The following is a 17,774-nucleotide window of genomic DNA, read 5'->3' as shown; positions in this document are numbered from 1 at the left end:
CCCTCATGGTGTCGTGGCGTTCCGACGCCAACCACGCCCAAGTGGTTGAAAAATGTCGAGACCCACCCAGCGGGTGAGCCTCGATCATCCGATCGTGAAAGCGTGATCACGCGTGGCCGTTGGCGCGGACGTCCTCCGGTTCGCCCCGCCCGTTCGGCGTCGCGCCGTTGCGGGAGAACTGGGACTCGGCGCTGTCCAGCCACTTGCTCCAGCGCTGCTGCATCGGCTTGACCAGCCCGCCGCCGACACCGACCACGACCACACCGCCGACCGTGGCCAGCGCGGCGACCAGCACCGGGGTGGTCACCGCCGGAGCGATGCCGAGCTGGTCGAGCGCGGCGATCGCACCGATCCCGACGACGAACGCGGACGCGGCGCGGGACAGCGGCGGGCCGAGTGGATGGCTGCCGAGCGCGCCCCGGACCAGTGCGCCGACCGCCCGGCCGAGCGCGGCCGAGACGAGCACCAGCACGATCGCCACCGCGATCTTCGGCAGGTAGAGCACCACCTGGGCGATGAGGTCGGAGACCGGGTTCGGCCCGAACACGCCGAGTCCGAGTTGGACGAAGACCAGCACCACGAAGAACTGCACGACCTTGACGAGCAGCCCCGGCACGTCGACACCGGACTTCGCCGCGTACCCGGCCAGCCCGGATCTCGTCATGAGCCGGTCGAACGACAGCTGCGCGAGCAGGATCTGGACGGTCCTGGCGACCGCCTTCGCGATGCCCCACCCCACCAGCACGACGACACCGAACACGACCAACTTCGGCACGAACGTCGCGATCGCGGCCCACGCCTCGGCCAGGCCCTGCTGCAGAGTTCCCACGATTTCTCCTCGGCACAAGGGAATTCGGCGCTGTCGGAGCCGAGATCGTTCCCGGCACCGCGAGGACCGGCAACCGCGACAGGCACCCCGTCCGCGCGATTCCCTCGATCGGGAATCCAGCCGGTGTGAGCCGTCCCGCACCGCAGCGACGGTCCACCGAAAGTGGGCGGCGCCGCGTGGGATTCTGGAGGGCATGACTACCGAACGCGCAGGTGAGCGGGACACCGATGCGCAGCGGCAGATCTCCGCGACCACGCTGCGCCGGCTGGAACGGGCTTCGGGCGAGTTGGCCGGGGCCAGCATCGGCGCGATGGAGCAGCGGTTGCCGTGGTTCCGCAGGCTGCCCGCCGACCAGCGGGCGAACGTGCAACTGGTGACCCAGACCGGCGTCGCCAACTTCGTCGCGTGGATGCAGGACCCGACCGAGGCGATCCGGCTGACCGCCGAGGCGTTCCGCGCCGCCCCGCGCGACCTGTCCCGGTGGGTCAGCCTGCGGCAGACGCTGGAGCTGGTCCGGGTCGCCATCGACGTGTTCGAGCAGCGGCTCCCGGAGCTGGCCGAGGCCACCGAGGAGCGGATCCGGCTCACCGAATCGATCCTGCGCTACACCCGCGAGATCGCCTTCGCCGCCGCCACCTCCTACGCGGCGGCCGCCGAAGCCCGGGGCGCCTGGGACGCGCGGCTGGAGGCGCTGGTCGTCGACGGCATCGTGCGCGGCGACGCCGAGGAGTCGCTGCTGTCGCGGGCCGCCGCGCTCGGCTGGGAACCGTCCTCGGAGGCCACGGTGCTGGTCGGCAACGCCCCGTCGGACGACCCGCCGACGATCGTCTACCAGGTGCGCAGCCGGGCGGCCCGGGTCGGCTGCCCGGTGCTGCTCGGGGTGCAGGGCACCCGGCTGGTGGTGGTGTTCGGCGGGACCGGTGACGAGCGCGGCGACCGGGAGGCGGCGTCCCGGCTGTCCGAGGCGTTCGACGAGGGACCGGTCGTCGTCGGGCCGACGATGCCGAGCCTGGCCGAGGCGCACCGCTCGGCGGCCGACGCCATGTCGGCGCTGCGCGCGGTGGTCGCCTGGCCGACCGCGCCGCGGCCGGTGCCCTCCGGCGACCTGCTGCCCGAACGCGCCCTCGCCGGCGACCCGGAGGCCGAGCGCCAGCTGGTGGAGCGGATCGTGATGCCGCTGACCGACGCGGGCGGGGCGCTGCTGGAGACCGTGGACACCTACCTGGAGGGCGGCGGTGTCCTGGAGAACTGCGCCCGGCAGCTCTACGTGCACCCCAACACGGTCCGCTACCGGCTGCGGCGCGTCGCCGAGCTCACCGGGCGCACGCCGTCCAACGCCCGCGACGCCCACGTGCTGCGCGTCGGCCTGGCGGTCGGTCGGCTGGCCAAGGCCCGGGGCCTCTGGTGACGCCACTGCGCACGACCGTGACGGATCCGATACAGGCGACAACAAATCAGTCCCGCAGTGGCCTTGATCACGCTGTCGTTTGTAGACACTCCACAACTTTGCGGGCCGGACTTCGTTTCTCCCGGCATCACGGCGATCAGCCGGCGACGTGTTCAGTAGCAAGGGTGATCGCGCTTCTTGCCCCCGGACAGGGGTCGCAGGCCCCTGGGATGCTGCAACCCTGGCTCGAACTCGACGGCGTCGAGGAACGCCTGGCCGAATGGTCCGAGATCACCGGACTGGACCTCCGGCGGCTCGGCACCACCGCGGAAGCCGACGAGATCAAGGACACCGCGGTCACCCAGCCGCTCGTCGTGGCGCTGTCGCTGATCGCGGCCGAGGAGCTGCGCCGCCGCGCGGCCCTGCCCGCCGACACCCCCGTCGCGGGCCACTCCGTCGGTGAGCTGGCCGCCGCCGCGGTCGCCGGGGCGCTGGGCTTCGACGACGCGGTCGCGCTGGCCGCGGTGCGCGGCCGGGAGATGGCCTCGGCCTGCGCCCTCGAACCGACCGGCATGTCCGCGGTGCTCGGCGGTGACGCGGAGACCGTGGTCGCGCACCTGGACCAGCTGGGCCTGGACCCGGCCAACCGCAACGGCGCCGGGCAGATCGTGGCGGCCGGGCGCCAGCCCGCGCTGACCCAGCTGGCCGAGCAGCCGCCGGACGGCGCCCGGGTGCGCCCGCTGCCGGTCGCCGGGGCGTTCCACACCCGTTTCATGGCGTCGGCGCAGGACGCGCTCGCGCAGCACGCGGAGAAGGTGACCGTCTCGGACACCGCGCTGCCGCTGCTGTCCAACGCCGACGGCGCGGTCGTCACGGACGGCGCCGAGATCCTGCGCCGCCTGGTCTCGCAGGTCACCAATCCGGTGCGCTGGGACAGCTGCATGGCGACGCTGGCCGAGCGGGGCGTGCACGCGGTCGTGGAGCTGCCGCCCGCGGGCACCCTCAGCGGTCTGGTGCGCCGCGAACTCAAGGGGGTCAAGGCGGTCGCTCTGAAGACCCCCGCCGACCTGGACAAGATCACCGAACTGCTCGGGAGCGACGCGTGACCACCCGACCGACCATCGCGCAGCCCGCCGTCCCGGCGGGGACGAAGCTCCTCGGCTTCGGCAGCACCCAGGGCAACCGGGTGGTGACCAACCACGACCTGGCCGAGCTGGTCGACACCAACGACGAGTGGATCCAGCAGCGGGTCGGCATCGTGCACCGCCGCCTCGGCGACGACGACCAGACCGTGGTCAGCATGGCCGTGGAGGCCGGGGCCAAGGCCGTCGCCGACGCCGGACTGGCACCGTCCGATGTGGACCAGGTGATCGTGGCGACCTGCACCATGCCCGGCGGCATCCCGAACGCGGCCGCGCAGGTCTCCGACCAGATCGGCATCAAGGCCAAGGCGGCCTTCGACGTCAACGCCGCCTGCGCCGGATTCGTCTACGCGCTGTCGGCCGCCGCCGACGCGGTGCGCTCCGGTTCGGCCCGCAACGTGCTGGTGATCGGCTCGGAGCGGTTCCAGGAGTGGGTCGACTGGCAGGACCGGGCGAACTGCATCATCTTCGCCGACGCCGCGGGCGCCGCCGTGGTGGGTCCGGCCGACGAGCCGCAGCTGGGACCGGCCGCGCTGGGCAGCGCGGGCGACCTGGTCGACACCATCTACCTGCGCGAGGGCAAGTACATCTACCAGGAGGGCCAGGCGGTCTTCCGGTGGGCCACCACGCAGATCGCCCCGGTGGCCACCCGCGCCGTCGAACTGGCCGGGTTGCAGCTGTCCGATGTGGACGTGTTCGTGCCGCACCAGGCGAACCTGCGGATCGTGGAGGCCATCGCGCGCAAGCTGCAGAGCCAGGGTGCGCGTGACGACCTCGTCGTCGCACGTGACATCGTCTATTCCGGCAACACGTCGTCCGCCTCGATCCCGCTGGCCATCGACCACATGCGCGCGGCCGGTGAGATCCGCAGCGGCGACGTGATGCTGCTCGTGGGCTTCGGGGCCGGGCTGTCCTACGCCGGCCAGGTCGCCGTCTGCCCCTGAGCACCCCGGCTACCGCGGGTCCCCCGCGGTGCTCAACCGCAGAACCAGGAAGGAACACCCGTGTCCGAAGAACTGACCCAGGACCAGATCGTCGACGGCCTCGCGGGCATCGTCGAGGAGGTCGCCGGCGTGGACAAGGCCGACGTGACCGTCGAGAAGTCCTTCGTCGACGACCTGGACATCGACTCGCTGTCCATGGTCGAGATCGCGGTCCAGGCCGAGGACAAGTTCGGGGTGAAGATCCCCGACGACGAACTGGCCAACCTCAAGACCGTCGGCGATGCGGTGGACTACATCGTCAAGAACAAATGACAACAGACGTCGTCATCACCGGGTTGGGCGCGACGACACCGCTGGGCGGTGACGTCGCGTCCACTTGGGACGGACTCCTCAACGGGCGCACCGGCATCCGGCGCCTGGAGGCCGACTGGGTCGACGGCTACGACCTGCCGACCAAGATCGGCGCTCCGCTGGCGGTGGAGCCCGGCGAGATCCTGCCCCGCGTGCAGCTGCGCCGGATGGACCGCTGCGAGGCGATCGCCGTCGTGGCCGCCCGCCAGGCGTGGGCGGACGCCGGCTTCGAGCTGCCCACCGACGACGCCGAGCCGGTCGACCCGGACCGCCTCGGCATCTCGCTGGGCACCGGCATCGGCGGTCCGCTCACGCTGCTGGCGCAGGACGACGCCATGGAGGCGGGCGGGATCCGCAAGGTCTCGCCGCTGACCGTTCCCATGCTGATGCCCAACGGCCCGGCGGCCATGGTCAGCCTGGAGCTGCGCGCCCGCGCTGGCGTGCACTCCCCGGCGTCGGCGTGCGCCTCGGGCGCGGAGGGCCTGGCCAAGGGTGCCGACATGATCCGCCAGGGACACGCGGACGTGGTGGTCACCGGTGGCGCGGAGGCGTGCATCCACCCGATCACCATCGCCGGGTTCTCCCAGGCCCGGACCCTGAGCACCCGCAACGACGATCCGGACCGGGCGTCCCGGCCGTTCGACGTCGACCGCGACGGGTTCGTCATGGGTGAGGGCGCCGGCGTGGTGGTCCTGGAGAGCGCCGAGCACGCCGCGGCGCGCGGCGCGCGGGTCTACGCCCGGCTGGCGGGCTACGGCATCACCTCCGACGCGTACCACATCACCGGGAGCCACCCGGACGGCGTCGGTCAGGTCGGCGCGATGCGCAAGGCGCTGCGCGCCGCCGGGCTGGAGCCCTCCGACATCGGGCACGTCAACGCGCACGCGACGTCCACTGTGGTCGGAGACGTGGGCGAGGCGACCTCGGTGCGCAAGGCGCTCGGCGAGGGTGCGGTGGTCACCGCCCCGAAGGGAGCGCTGGGCCACCTGGTGGGCGGTGCCGGTGCCGTGGAGAGCATCGCGACGATCCTGTCGCTGCACCACGGCGTCATCCCGGCGACCCGCAACCTGGAGGACCTCGACCCGAAGGTCGAGCTCGACGTGGTCACCGACAAGCCGCGGCACGTGGAGCAGACCGCCGCGCTGAACAACGCGTTCGGCTTCGGCGGGCACAACGTGGCGCTCGCTTTCACCCGGGCATGACCGGTGATCGGCGCTCATCCGATCGGCAGGCATGAGCACGCGCTCATGCCTGCCTTTTCTTCCGCCCGTCCCCCTCGGCTGAACCGATGACCGCGCTGGCCGACCGATCGGGATCCGAGCGGTCACGACGAGATCCGCGGGATCCCGAGGCTCGGCTGGAGCAGCTGCTGGAGGCCCTCGCCGCCGCCCCCGCGGGTCGCTGCTCCCACGGCAACATCCCGCTGTGACCGGCAGGTCGGCCCGCTACGCAGCGGGACGACCGCTCACGTGCAGCGGGCGACCAGGGCGCTGCCCGGCAGTCGCGTGGTGTCCAGCCGCAGCCCCCCGGAGTCGGGCACCAGGGAGTAGATCACCGACCACCGCACGCACGGTTCGGGCAGCTGCGGCGGGGCGTCCTGCGGGTCCTGGTGCGAGTCGAACGTCAGCATCACCCGCAGCGACCCGTCCGAGGACTGCTCGATGCGCTGCACCACGACGTCGCTGTCATGCGTGCTCTGGTACTCCTGCATCCACTTGTCGTGCGGCAGTTCCGACCACTTGGAGGGCGCCACTGTGGACTTCCAGGTGTCGTAGCGGCGGAAGTTGATCGCGTCGAAGTAGGTCGTCAGCAACCAGCGGACGGTCGACTGGTCCGGGTGCGCGGCGGCGTCGGCGGAGAACTCGATGCCCGATCCGTCGTGCGAGGGCCGCGATTCGACGGGCCGCACCCCCTCGTCCCGCGGAACGGCGGCGGCCGGGTAGTACTGCCGGGCCTGCCACCCCCCGACGGCCGCGGCGGCCAGCACCAGCACCGCCAGGGGGAAGGTCCATTTCATCCACGAACGCGAACTCGACGCCACGAACCGAGCTTGGCACAGGACGATCACGAATTCAGGCGTTCGGGTGAAACCAGAACGTCAACCCACGCGGTGCAACCAGGTGACCGGCGCTCCGTCGCCCGCCCGTCGGAACGGTTCGAGCGCGTCGTCCCACGCCGCACCGAGCAGCTGCTCCACGCGGTGGCTGAAGGACTCGGGGCTCCTGCTGTTGGCGGCGAGCGTGCGCAGCTGGTCCTCGCCGACCACGATGTCGCCGTTGGCGCTGGTGCACGCGCGCCACAGGCCGAGTCCGGGGGCATGGCAGAACCGCTGCCCGTCCATACCGGGACTCGGGTCCTCGGTGACTTCGAAGCGCAGCATAGGCCATGCGCGCAACGCGCTGACCAGCTTCGCTCCAATTCCGGGTTCGCCGGTCCACGCGCATTCCGCGCGCAGTTGACCGGGTGCCGCCGGCTGTGCCGTCCAGCGGAGTTCTGTCTTCACCCCGAGTGCGCCGGATATCGCCCACTCGACGTGCGGGCAGACCGCAGACGGCGACGAGTGGACGTAGATGACGCCACTGGTGCTGCCACGGGTGCTCACTGCTGACCTCCGCTGTTCGACGAGGGACGTCTTCCCCTACGACCTCGTCTTGACGGGGATCATCAGCTGCCGCGTCATTCTGCATTGCGGGTACAGCGGTCCGCCACAAGAGCGGAGCGACCGCACCGCGCTCCCCCGGCCATCGGACGGGGGTCGCACCGGTGCTGCGGGGACTGCTCCGAACAGCGGTAATCGCAGGTCCGCAGCGCTCCCGGGGTCGCACGGGCGCACTAGCACAACGCGGCGGACGAGTGGTGGATACCACTCGAACGGACCAATGGTGAAACTGTCCGCCGCGCGCGACGCTCCGCGACTACCGTGCTGACTCGAACGGGTGGGCGGGCGAAGCCCGGGAGGGGAGGTCGTCATGCGATCGGTGCGGCTGGATCCCGGCGACTCCGCGCCCAGTGCCGTCGGTGCCGACGTCCGGGCCGCCGTGTCGGCGTGGGGCGAGGGCTGTTCGGTGCTCGGCGGGGTCGCGGTCCTGCACTGCCGTCCGCCCGGCAGCCCGCGACCGCTGGACGCGGTGCTCGTGCTGCCGCGCGGGGTGGTCGTGGTGCTCGGCGTGGACCTCGCCGAGCCCGCGCTCGCGGTCGATGCGCCGCTGCGCACCCCGTGGACCGTCGACGGCTGGCCGCTGGTGCGCACCGAAGGAGCGGTGAACCCGGGGTTGGACGCCCTCGAATCGGCGGCGGCGCTGGCCCGCTGCCTGCAATCGCGCGGGGTCGAGCCGATGCCGGTGGCCGCGATCGTCGCGGTCGGCCCCTACGCCGGGCAGGTCACCCAGCCGACCACCGACCTGCACCGCGGGGTGCGGGTGGTGTCGCCGTCGACGACGTCGATCCTCGCGGCCGTCCGGGAGCTGGCCACCTACGAGCGGGACTGCCCGGTGGAACCGGCGCGGCTGCTGCTGCGGGCGCTCGACGAGCGGATCGAACTGGGCGTGGCGGACCTGGTGGCCGAGGGGTTCCCGGACGCGGTGTCGGCCGACCTGGCCACCGCCGACACCATGCTGATCCCGAAGGTCCGGGAGGACGAGCAGCGCCCGGTGGAGGCCGTCCCGCGCCGCCGGATCCCGCCGCGCGCCGGGCTGATCGCGGTGGTCGCGGCGGCGGTGGTCGGGTTCGTCGCGGTGGTGGCGCTGCTGGTCGGCGGGTGGCCGGGCGTCGCGCCGGCGGCCGAGGTGCAGCGGGTCGACGGGGTCGAGTTCACCCAGCGCGGGACCGCCACCGATCCGGCCTGCGTCCGCCATTCCTACGGGGACGTGCGGCGGTGGTTCGAGGCGCGGCCGTGCGGTGGCGTGACCCGAGCGGTGTTCGACACCGCGGTGGCCGGCAGGCGGGCCGCCCTCGCGGTCTCGGTGGTCGCGCTGCCCGACGGGCGGTCGGCGCAGGAACTGCGCGCGCTCGCCGACGCCGCGGGCACCGGCGGCATCACCGATCTCGTCGCGGACGGACGGCGTTTTCAGGGCGCTCCCCGCTCGTTCGACGACGCGGCGCAGGCGGTGCAGCAGGACGGCGCCCGGGTGCGAATCGTGCAGGCGGTGTGGTCGCAGGGCGCCTCCGACCCCGAGGACGTCGAGCTGCGCGCCCTGGCCGAACGCGGCCTGCGGCTCGCCCTGCGGCGCTGAGTCAGCGATCAGCCCCGTCGTCCTCCCGGCCCGGACGCAGCAGCCGGGGCGGCTGGGTCACGTACGGCCTGCTCAGCCGGGCCAGGAAGAACGCCGGAGCGTACAGCGGGACGATCGCCGACAGCGTCGCCGCGGTGATCCCGGCGCGCACCATGTCGCGCGGGAGCAGCGCGGGACGGCGGTCCACGAACCGGCTGCCGCTCAACGAAGCCACCCACAGCAGCACGACGAAACCCACCATCGTGGCCAGCGCGACCAGGATCGCCGGGCGGTAGCCGAGCCGTTCCGACGCCAGCATCACCGCGACCCAGCCGAGCAGCGCGGGCAGCTGGCGGCGCTCGGTCGTCGCCGCCCACAGCAGACCGGCGAACACCGCCAGTCCGCCCCAGGTGTTCTGCCAGGCCGCCGTGAGCCGGTCGGTCCACCCGCCGGTCGCGCCGAGGCGCTCGGCGAGGCCGCCGAGCACCCGCAGCGCGCTCGGCCCCTCCTCGGGGGTGACGAACTGGGCGACGATCCACGCCAGCGCCCACAGCGACACCGCGAACGCCACGACCTGCTGCCACCGCGGCCGGTCCAACGCCGCCTGCCAGAGCCGGGTGACTTCCCGCCCTCGTGCTCGCACATCCACCCCTGCTGTCCGCGCCTCGACCGCTGTCGATCATGGCGGTGGCACGATCGGCTGACCGCCATTGATCACATCAGGGGCGTGTCCGGCCCGCGGGACGCGCTCAGCCCCAGAAGGTCCCCGGTGTGCCGGCGCACGCACCGCCCGCCGAGCACGCGGGCGGGACCTGCCGCACCACCGAGCCGTCCACCAGCCACTGCCCGGTGGCCCCGGTGGAGATCAGGAACCGGCCGAGCCGGTCGGTGGACAGCTGCACCGAATCCGGGACCAGCGGCCCGGCCCGGAACGGGACTCCGGCGCCGAGCTGCCGACCGCTGTCGCTGTCGAAGGTCGCCACACGCACCTGCCCCGAACAGTCCACCGGTTGCAGGGCCGCCAGGTCATGACCCGACCAGGTGACAGCCAGTGGTCCGCACCCGTCGGGCGGCGTCGCCTCCGGCCTGCCGTCCAGCGACATCCCGGCCGGGGCCACCACGCTGACGCTGGAACGCGGCGAGTCCGGCGGCCCGGCCAGCACGGCGAGACGACCGTCCGGGGCCAGCGCCAGGTCGTGCACCCGCAGCCCCGGCGGCACCGGGATGATCCGGCGCTGCTGCCCGCGCAGCACGGTCACCGCGTTCCCGTCGACGTAGGCGACCCGGCCCGCGTTCGCCGCCAGCACCGGCCGGTCCGTTCCCGGCACCTCGCCCACCACGCGCCGACCACCGGCCCACACCTCGACAATCCGGATGCGGCCGTGGTCGTCGACCGCGGTGTAGGCGCGGTCGCCGTCGGCGGCCAGCACCCCGGCGCGGGCTCCGGCGATCCGGGCGATCTCGCGGTTCTCGTGCCCGGACAGCACGTCGAACGAGGCGATCACGCCCGTGGTGGGCGATGCCAGGTAGCTGTTCGGCTGCACGCTGACCGGTTCGGCGTCCCGCCCGTCGGGGATCACCAGCAGCGCCACCAGGAACGCCGCGGTGGCCGTCACCGCGGCCCCCGCGGCCAGGACCAGGTTGCGCCGCGGCGACCGGCGCCGCCGGGCTGCCGCGAGCACCCGGGGCAGCGCGTCCGGGCTCGGCTCGACGTCCTCGACGAAGCGGTGCAGCTGGGTGCGCACCAGATCCTCGTCCCGCGTGCTGTTGCGCTCGTTCACACCCGCTCCCCCAGCAGATCCGACAGCCGCGCCACGCCCCGCGAGCAGTACGACTTCACCGCGCCCTGGCTGCAGCCCATCACCTCGGCGGTGCGGGCCTCGCTGAGGTCGGCGTAGTAGCGGAGCACCACGGCCTCGCGCTGCCGCCGCGGCAGCTGCGCCAGCGCGGCGGCGAGCACGGCGCGGTCGAGGCCGCGCCCGGTGTCGTCCGGCTGGACGTCCTGGGTGGCCAGCCGGGGCTGGTACTTCTTGGCGACCAACCGCCTGCGCAGCGCGGAACGGGCCCGGTTCAGCACGCTCTGGCGCAGGAACGCCAGCGCCTTGTCCGGATCGCGCAGGCGAGCGCGCGAGTCGAAGACCCGCACGTACGCGTCCTGCACGATGTCCTCCGCCGCCGCCCGGTCGTCCACCAGGAGCACGGCGATCCGCAGCAGCTGGCGGTAGTTCTCCTGGTAGAGGTCGGTCAGCTTGGTCGTCAGTTCGTCCATGGCCGCCCGCCCGTCACCGGACCAGGCCCCGGAACGGGGACTCGGGCACGTCGCGGTCTCCGGTTCCCCGCCGGAGCAGGCGGTCACGGGCAATGCGATCGACACCGTCACATCCCTGCACGACGCCCGAGCCCCCCTCCACGGTTGCGCGCGGCGAACCACTTCCTTCGTCGCGATCACCGGGTCGCGATCACGCTCCTCGCCCGGGCGCGAAGCCTACCGGCGATCCGAACGAAGATCATCATCGCCGCCGCCCGTACTCCGTCCGGATCATGCCGAGGCCGGTCGACTGGACTACCGTCGGAGCGCGCACGGTCGGCGACGGGTACGGGAGGTCCGGTCGGATGAAGTTCGGCGTCTCCACATTCATCACCGACGAGGGCATCGCGGCCGCGGAACTCGGACGAGCGCTGGAGCACCGGGGGTTCGACGCGCTGTTCGTCGCCGAGCACACCCACATCCCCGCCAGCCGCGAGACGCCGTACCCGGGAGGCGGCGACCTGCCCCGGATCTACTACCGCACGCTCGATCCGTTCGTGGCGCTCGGCGTCGTCGCCGCGGTCACCGAGCGGCTCGTCGTCGGCACCGGCATCGCCCTGATCGTGGAACGCGACCCGATCACCACCGCCAAGGAGGTCGCCAGCCTCGACGTGGTGTCCGGTGGCCGGGCGGTGCTCGGCGTCGGCGCCGGGTGGAACCGGGAGGAGATGCGCAACCACGGCACGGACCCGGCGACCCGCGGCGCGCTGATGGACGAACGGATCCGGGCGATGCGCGAGATCTGGACCGCCGAGCAGGCCGAGTTCCACGGCCACCACGTCGACTTCGACCCGATCTACGCCTGGCCCAAACCGGTGCAGCAGCCGCACCCGCCGATCTACGTCGGCGGCGAGAGCCCGCGCGCCGTGCGCCGGGTCGCCGAGTACGGCGGCGGCTGGCTGCCGCGCGGCGGCACCGAGGACCTCGCCGACCGCATCGCCGAGGTGCGCGACCGGGCCGGGTGGCGGGTCCCGGTCACGGTGTACGCGGCACCGCGCGACGCGGCCACGATCGAGTCCTACAAGGCCGCGGGCGTGGACCGCACGCTGTTCTACCTGCCCACCGAGCCGCGGGACGAGACGCTGCGGCGGCTCGACGAGTTCGTCACCGTGGTCGGCGACGTGTCCTGATCGCCCCACCGCACCGGCGTCCCGTCCCGCTCCGCCGCGGGCGGTCCTGTTGCCAGCGGCGCACCGCCTCGGCGGGTCCAGGACGCCGATGTCCAGCGGGACTCTCGCGCACAAGCCTGTGACCTGGGCCAATCACCCTTCCGCTGAGCGGAAGGCAGCTATCGGCCGAGCGGGGTGGCCGGTTCAACAGTGAGGTGGTCCAAGCCACGGAAGGAAACGGGTTTCATGCGTACTCAGGTCGCCATCGTGGGCGGAGGCCCCGCTGGACTGCTGCTGTCCCACCTGCTCCACCTGCAGGGCGTCGACTCGGTGGTGCTGGAGCGGCGCAGCCAGGAGTACGTCCAGCAGCGAGTGCGCGCCGGAGTGCTCGAACAGGGCACCATGGACCTCCTGCGGGAGGCGGGTGTCGGCGAGCGCATGGATCGCGAGGGCGACGTGCACAACGGCGTGCACCTGCAGTTCGACGACGAGCGGCTGCACATCCCCTTCACCGAGCTGACCGGGCGGGCGATCAGCGTCTACGGCCAGCAGGAGGTCGTCAAGGACCTCAACGAACGCCGCCGCGCCGACGGCGGGAAGGTGTACTTCGAGGTCTCCGACCTCAGCGTGCACGACGTGACGACCGAGCAGCCGCACGTCCGCTTCACGCACGACGGCGTCGAGCACGAGCTGCGGGCGGACTTCGTCGCGGGGTGCGACGGTTTCCACGGCGTCTGCCGGGAAACCATCCCCGACGGCATCCGCAAGGTCTACGAGCGGGTCTACCCGTTCGGCTGGCTGGGGATCCTGGCCACCGTCGGCCCGTCCTCGGACGAGCTGATCTACGCCAACCACGCCAACGGTTTCGCACTGCACAGCATGCGCTCGGCCACGTTGAGCCGCTTCTACCTGCAGTGCGAGCCCGACGAGCCGCTGGAGCAGTGGCCGGACGAGCGCATCTGGGCCGAACTGCGCACCCGCCTGGGCGCGCCCGGGTGGAAGCTGGAGGAGGGCCCGATCGTCGACAAGGGCGTGACAGCGATGCGCAGCTTCGTCGCCGAGCCGATGCGCTACGGCCGGTTGTTCCTGGCGGGCGACTCGGCCCACATCGTGCCGCCCACCGGCGCCAAGGGCCTGAACCTCGCCGTGTCCGATGTGGACCGACTGGCGGAGTCCATCGTGGACTTCTACCGCACCGGCAGCAGCACCGGGCTGGACACCTACTCCGCCGCGTGCCTGGAGCGGGTGTGGCGCGTGCAGCACTTCTCGTGGTGGATGACCTCGATCACGCACCGCTTCGGCGGTCCGGACGCCGAGTTCGACCGCCGTCTGCAGCGCTCCCAGTTCGACTACCTGCGCACCTCGAAGGCCGCGGAGACGACGCTGGCGGAGAACTACGTCGGCATGCCGAAGCGCTGACACCGCGCTGGTTCCCCCGGGGCGGGCCGCCCCGGGGGAACCCGGTCACAGCTGCGCGAGGTACGCCTCGCGCCGGTCCGCTGGCAGGAACGACGCGCGGAAGGAGTTCGCCGCGAACTCGCGCATCGCCGCGTCGTCGAAGCCGAGTTCCCGCTGCACGGCGGCGAAGTTCTCGCCGACGTAGCCGCCGAAGTAGGCCGGGTCGTCGGAGTTGAGCGTCACCAGCACGCCCGCGTCGACCAGGCGCGGCAGCGGGTGCTCGGCCAGGCGCGGGACGCAGCGCAGCCGGACGTTCGACAGCGGGCACACCGTCAGCGGGGTCCGCTCGCGGGCCAGGCGGCGCAGCAGCTCCGGGTCCTCGACCGCGCGGATGCCGTGGTCCACGCGCTGCACGCCGAGCACGTCGAGGGCCTGCCAGACGTAGTCGGCCGGACCTTCCTCCCCGGCGTGCGCGACCAGGTGCAGACCCGCTTCGCGGGCCCGGGCGAACACCGGGGCGAAGTCCTGCGGCGGGTGGCCGACCTCGGCCGAGTCCAGCCCCGCGCCGTGGATGTCGCCGAGGTGCGGCCGCAGCGCCTCCCAGATGGCCATCGCCTCGTCCGGGCCCTGATCGCGCAGGAAGCACGCGATCAGCCGGGTCGAGATCCCGAACCGCTGCTCGCTGGTGCGCAACGAGGCCGTGAGCCCGTCGACCACCTCGCGCAGCGGCACGCCGCGGGAGAGGTGCGCCTGCGGGTCGAAGAAGATCTCCGCGTGCCGGACGCCCTGCTCCCGCGCCCTGGCCAGGTAGGCGTCGGTCATGTCGGTGAAGTCCCGGGCCGTGCGCAGCACGCCCATCGCCAGGTAGTAGAGGTCCAGGAAGGACTGCAGATCGTCGAAGACGTAGCGGCGGCGCAGTTCGTCCACAGTGGCGAAGGGCAGGGACACGCCGTTGCGGCGGGCGCACTCGAAGACCAGCTCCGGCTCCAGCGTGCCCTCGATGTGCAGGTGCAGTTCGGCCTTCGGCAGCGCCATGCCCAACGACACTGGTTTCCTCCCTCTCCTCGGCCTCGGCGGACGGCTCAGTACACCAAGCGCCGCCGGTCACCGGCCATCGTGCGAAGCACCGAACGCGCGGCGGCGGTGCCGCGCGTTTTCATGCGATCGTCCAGTCCCGTCGATGGTAAACGGTTTCATCGACTGTTGACCTGCGGCGTTCCACTCCGGGGCAGGGCGGGGGGCGCGCCTCTCGGGTTCGCGCTCCGTTCTCCAGTTGTTGACAACGTCACCTCGACGGCGGCACGCTGCGCGTCGCGGAAACCGTTTTCCCCACGCGTCGGTCCGTTCCGGCCCGGCGCTCCCGGCACCGGCGTGGCGTGCCCGCCGCGCCGACGGATCCACGCGATCCTCACAGACCACGTCCGCCGTCCCAGGGGAAGGTGCACATGCCATCACGAGCGATCCGGGTCTGCCTGGCCACCGTCGCCGCCGCCGGTCTCGTCGGCGCCGGTTCAGCGCTCGCCGCGCCGCCGACCGGCACGGGTACCGAGCCGACGAACCTCACCGACGCCAAGAACGCCGTCGAGCGCTACCACGACTCGGGCGCCTGGGACCGCGACCTCGCCGGCGTCGACCAGCAGGCCCGCGACTTCGTGCAACGGCGCCTGCACGACGGCGTCACCAAACCCGCGATCGTGCTCGACATCGACGACACCGCGCTGTCCACCTACGACTTCGAGAAGCAGCACGACTTCGGCTACGACAGCGGCGCCTTCGACGAGTACGCCAAGGACCGCAAGTTCACCGCCATCGGACCGACCCGCGACCTGGTGCGCTACGCCCACGACAACGGTGTCGCGGTGTTCTTCGTCACCGGCCGCCGCGAGGATCCCGAGCTCCGCCAGGCCACCGCCGCGAACCTCACCGAGCAGGGCTACCCCGCGCCCAACGGCCTCTACCTGCGCCCGGTCGACGACGACGCACCGTCCGCGGTGCCCTACAAGTCGGGCACCCGCGCCGAGATCGAGAAGCAGGGCTACGACGTGCTGCTCAGCATCGGCGACCAGCGCAGCGACCTCGACGGCGGGCACGCCGAGCGCGGTTTCAAGCTCCCCAACCCGATGTACTCGCTGCCGTGACCTCCACAGTGGACTGATAGTTCCCCCGGGTGCGCACCCGGGGGAACTATTCGCTTTCCGGGGAATGCCCGCTCCGGAAGACTCGCGGCCATGGAGTTCAGCGATTTCGACAACCGCGGTTACCGCACGGTCGACGTCCGCACCGGCTACGGCGAGTGGGTCGCCAGCTACGAGCGGACCGTCGAGGACGTCATGGACATCGGGGTGCTGGAGCGGCTGCGGGAGCCGTCCTGGGCGGCGGTGCGCCGGGCCGCCGACCTCGGCTGCGGCACCGGCCGGACCGGTGCGTGGCTGCGCGGCCGCGGCGTGCCCGCCGTCGACGGGGTGGACCTGACGCCGGAGATGCTGGAGCTGGCGCGCCGCCGGGGCGACCACGACCGGCTGGTGACCGCCGACGTCACCGACACCGGCCTGCCGGAGTCGGCCTACGACCTGGTGATCTCCTCGCTCGTCGACGAGCACCTGCCCGACCTGCACCCGCTGTACCGGGAGGCGGCGCGGCTGGCGGCGCCGGGCGCCGCGTTCGTGCTGGTGACCTTCCACCCGCACTTCATCATGACCGCGGGCATGCCGACGCACTACACCCGCGGCAGCGGCGAGCCGGTGGCCATCGACACCCACGTCCACCTCATCAGCGACCACGTCGCGGCGGGGCTGGCCGCCGGATGGCGGCTGGTCGAACTGCACGAGGGCGTCATCGACGACGCGTGGCTGGCGGTGAAGCCGAAGTGGGAGCGCTTCCGCAACCACCCGATCTCCGCCGCCTACGTCTGGCGGAAGGACAGCTGAGTGCCTGTCTTCGAACCTGCTCCCGGAAGAGGCGTGGCAAGCGGCGGTAGCCGCTTTCTCTTTCGGTGAGCGGTCTAGCAACCCGCACCGCCGCGGGTTCTCAGCGGTCGTCTCGCGAGGACAGCCCCTCCGCCGTGTATTGGGCATACATCAGGAGGGGCTCCCGGAGCCGATGTGACTGCGGCGCGCAGCGCCTCCTTGGGGGGCGGTGGTCGGGCGACGGGCGGGCCGCTGAGGTTCCACTCCCGGCGCCGCCACCCAAAACGAGTCCAAAGACAGGCTCTGAGCCGCACCCCGGCCGGATGTGATGATGGCTCGCGCAACAGGGCGCAATGTCGGGGAGGCGCGATGAAGGAACCGAGCGAACTCAGCGGCGTCGACGTGGACCGGCCGAACGCGGCGCGGATGTACGACTACTACCTGGGCGGCTCCGCCAACTTCGAGGTGGACCGGGTCGCGGCGGAAGCGGGCAAGGCGGCGATGCCCGACGCGGTCACCTACGCGCGGAGCAACCGCGCGTTCCTCGGCCGCGCGGTGCGGTACCTGTGCTCGGTGGGCGTCGACCAGTTCCTCGACCTCGGCTCGGGCATCCCCACCGTCGGCAACGTGCACGAGATCGCGCAGGAGGCGAACCCGCGCGCCCGGGTGGCCTACGTGGACATCGAACCGGTCGCGGTCGCGCACGGGCGCCGGCTGCTGGCCGGTGTGGACGGGGTGACCACCACGCAGGCCGACATCCGCGACCCGGCCTCGGTGCTGTCGGCCCCGGGGGTGGCCGATCTGCTCGACTTCGACCGGCCGGTCGCGGTGCTCGCCGTGGCGATCCTGCCGTTCGTCACCGACGACGCGGAGGCCGCGGCGCTCGTCGCCGCCTACCGGCAGGCGTGCGTGCCGGGCAGCTACCTGGTGATCTCGCACATCGCCCAGCTGGCCGCCAGCCGCGAGCAGGTCGCCGAGGCCGAACAGGTCATGGCCCGCACGCCGACACCCGTCGTGTGGCGGTCGGCGGACCGCATCGCCCCGCTGTTCAACGGCTACGCCCTGGTGCCGCCCGGTCTCCTCCCGGCCCCGCAGTGGCGCCCGGACGGTCCCGTGGAGGCCGAGCACATCGCCCGGGCCAACGCCTACGCCGGAGTCGGCCTGCTGCGCTGAACCGGCACGGGCCTCG

Annotated in this window: 19 protein-coding genes; 12 read left to right on the top strand and 7 right to left on the bottom strand. The window is 72.4% G+C overall.

The genetic code is table 11. The features are described from left to right. Positions 1-106 precede the first annotated feature (106 nt). Positions 107-829: a mechanosensitive ion channel family protein gene (locus NV263_RS06200; protein ID WP_263251591.1), complete on the bottom strand. Its 723-nt coding sequence runs from the start codon at positions 827-829 to the stop codon at positions 107-109. Positions 830-1,022: 193 nt separating this feature from the next. On the opposite strand from NV263_RS06200, the gene NV263_RS06195 reads away from it, so the two are divergent. The 6 genes from NV263_RS06195 (at position 1,023) to NV263_RS06170 (ending at position 6,082) form a co-directional block, all read left to right on the top strand. Next, positions 1,023-2,237 (top strand): PucR family transcriptional regulator, encoded by a 1,215-nt coding sequence (locus tag NV263_RS06195; RefSeq protein WP_263251590.1) that lies wholly within the window; start codon positions 1,023-1,025, stop codon positions 2,235-2,237. Between the two features lie 164 nt (positions 2,238-2,401). After that, positions 2,402-3,322: an ACP S-malonyltransferase gene (locus NV263_RS06190; protein ID WP_263251589.1), complete on the top strand. Its 921-nt coding sequence runs from the start codon at positions 2,402-2,404 to the stop codon at positions 3,320-3,322. Then, a complete protein-coding gene (locus tag NV263_RS06185; protein ID WP_263251588.1) occupies positions 3,319-4,302 on the top strand; it encodes a beta-ketoacyl-ACP synthase III in 984 nt (327 codons plus the stop codon). Before NV263_RS06190 ends, NV263_RS06185 begins: the two co-directional genes overlap by 4 nt. 60 nt (positions 4,303-4,362) lie before the next feature. After that, positions 4,363-4,614 carry an acyl carrier protein gene (locus NV263_RS06180; RefSeq protein WP_380759207.1) on the top strand — a complete coding sequence of 84 codons (252 nt, stop codon included), beginning with the start codon at positions 4,363-4,365 and terminating at the stop codon, positions 4,612-4,614. Next, entirely contained in the window at positions 4,611-5,855 is a 1,245-nt protein-coding gene (locus tag NV263_RS06175) for a beta-ketoacyl-[acyl-carrier-protein] synthase family protein (RefSeq protein ID WP_263251587.1), read from the top strand. The genes NV263_RS06180 and NV263_RS06175 overlap by 4 nt, the downstream gene beginning before the upstream one ends. Positions 5,856-5,941: 86 nt before the next feature. Continuing rightward, on the top strand, positions 5,942-6,082 hold the full coding sequence (locus tag NV263_RS06170) for a hypothetical protein (RefSeq protein ID WP_263251586.1): 141 nt from the start codon (positions 5,942-5,944) through the stop codon (positions 6,080-6,082). Between the two features lie 36 nt (positions 6,083-6,118). Here the strand turns inward: NV263_RS06170 and NV263_RS06165 are convergent, their stop codons facing one another. Then, entirely contained in the window at positions 6,119-6,670 is a 552-nt protein-coding gene (locus NV263_RS06165; RefSeq protein WP_263251585.1) for a hypothetical protein, read from the bottom strand. Between the two features lie 81 nt (positions 6,671-6,751). Then, complete coding sequence (locus NV263_RS06160; RefSeq protein ID WP_263251584.1) at positions 6,752-7,255, bottom strand: DUF3145 domain-containing protein; 504 nt, start codon at positions 7,253-7,255, stop codon at positions 6,752-6,754. A gap of 367 nt (positions 7,256-7,622) precedes the next feature. Here NV263_RS06160 and NV263_RS06155 point away from each other — a divergent pair, with 367 nt between their 5' ends. Then, entirely contained in the window at positions 7,623-8,885 is a 1,263-nt protein-coding gene (locus tag NV263_RS06155; protein ID WP_263251583.1) for a hypothetical protein, read from the top strand. A 1-nt stretch (position 8,886) separates the two neighbouring features. On the opposite strand, the gene NV263_RS06150 is transcribed toward NV263_RS06155, so the two are convergent. The 3 genes from NV263_RS06150 to NV263_RS06140 all read right to left on the bottom strand — a co-directional run bounded on the left by NV263_RS06150 (position 8,887) and on the right by NV263_RS06140 (position 11,238). Beyond that, complete coding sequence (locus NV263_RS06150) at positions 8,887-9,507, bottom strand: hypothetical protein (protein WP_263251582.1); 621 nt, start codon at positions 9,505-9,507, stop codon at positions 8,887-8,889. Positions 9,508-9,613: 106 nt separating this feature from the next. Continuing rightward, positions 9,614-10,645, bottom strand: a complete 1,032-nt coding sequence (locus NV263_RS06145; protein ID WP_263251581.1) for a YncE family protein — start codon at positions 10,643-10,645, stop codon at positions 9,614-9,616. Next, a complete protein-coding gene (locus NV263_RS06140) occupies positions 10,642-11,238 on the bottom strand; it encodes a SigE family RNA polymerase sigma factor (protein WP_263251580.1) in 597 nt (198 codons plus the stop codon). Before NV263_RS06140 ends, NV263_RS06145 begins: the two co-directional genes overlap by 4 nt. A 239-nt stretch (positions 11,239-11,477) precedes the next feature. Here NV263_RS06140 and NV263_RS06135 point away from each other — a divergent pair, with 239 nt between their 5' ends. Then, positions 11,478-12,302, top strand: coding sequence for an LLM class F420-dependent oxidoreductase (locus tag NV263_RS06135; protein WP_263251579.1), 825 nt, complete (start codon positions 11,478-11,480; stop codon positions 12,300-12,302). Between the two features lie 225 nt (positions 12,303-12,527). Continuing rightward, positions 12,528-13,700, top strand: coding sequence for a 4-hydroxybenzoate 3-monooxygenase (gene pobA, locus NV263_RS06130; RefSeq protein WP_263251578.1), 1,173 nt, complete (start codon positions 12,528-12,530; stop codon positions 13,698-13,700). 45 nt (positions 13,701-13,745) lie between these two features. Here pobA and NV263_RS06125 read toward each other — a convergent pair whose 3' ends face one another. After that, entirely contained in the window at positions 13,746-14,726 is a 981-nt protein-coding gene (locus tag NV263_RS06125) for an adenosine deaminase (RefSeq protein ID WP_317630401.1), read from the bottom strand. 398 nt (positions 14,727-15,124) lie between these two features. On the opposite strand from NV263_RS06125, the gene NV263_RS06120 reads away from it, so the two are divergent. The 3 genes from NV263_RS06120 (at position 15,125) to NV263_RS06110 (ending at position 17,758) form a co-directional block, all read left to right on the top strand. Continuing rightward, positions 15,125-15,817: an HAD family acid phosphatase gene (locus NV263_RS06120; RefSeq protein WP_263251577.1), complete on the top strand. Its 693-nt coding sequence runs from the start codon at positions 15,125-15,127 to the stop codon at positions 15,815-15,817. A 90-nt stretch (positions 15,818-15,907) separates the two neighbouring features. Next, positions 15,908-16,606 carry a class I SAM-dependent DNA methyltransferase gene (locus NV263_RS06115; RefSeq protein WP_263251576.1) on the top strand — a complete coding sequence of 233 codons (699 nt, stop codon included), beginning with the start codon at positions 15,908-15,910 and terminating at the stop codon, positions 16,604-16,606. Between the two features lie 348 nt (positions 16,607-16,954). Further along, the gene (locus NV263_RS06110; RefSeq protein WP_263251575.1) at positions 16,955-17,758 is read left to right on the top strand and encodes an SAM-dependent methyltransferase; all 804 of its coding nucleotides are present in this window, start codon (positions 16,955-16,957) and stop codon (positions 17,756-17,758) included. Positions 17,759-17,774: the final 16 nt, after the last annotated feature.

This window comes from Saccharopolyspora rosea (assembly GCF_025643595.1).
Taxonomy (GTDB): Bacteria; Actinomycetota; Actinomycetes; order Mycobacteriales; family Pseudonocardiaceae; genus Saccharopolyspora; species Saccharopolyspora rosea.
Note: the sequence above shows the minus strand (reverse complement) of the source record. Positions and strands in the feature narration are given on the sequence as shown.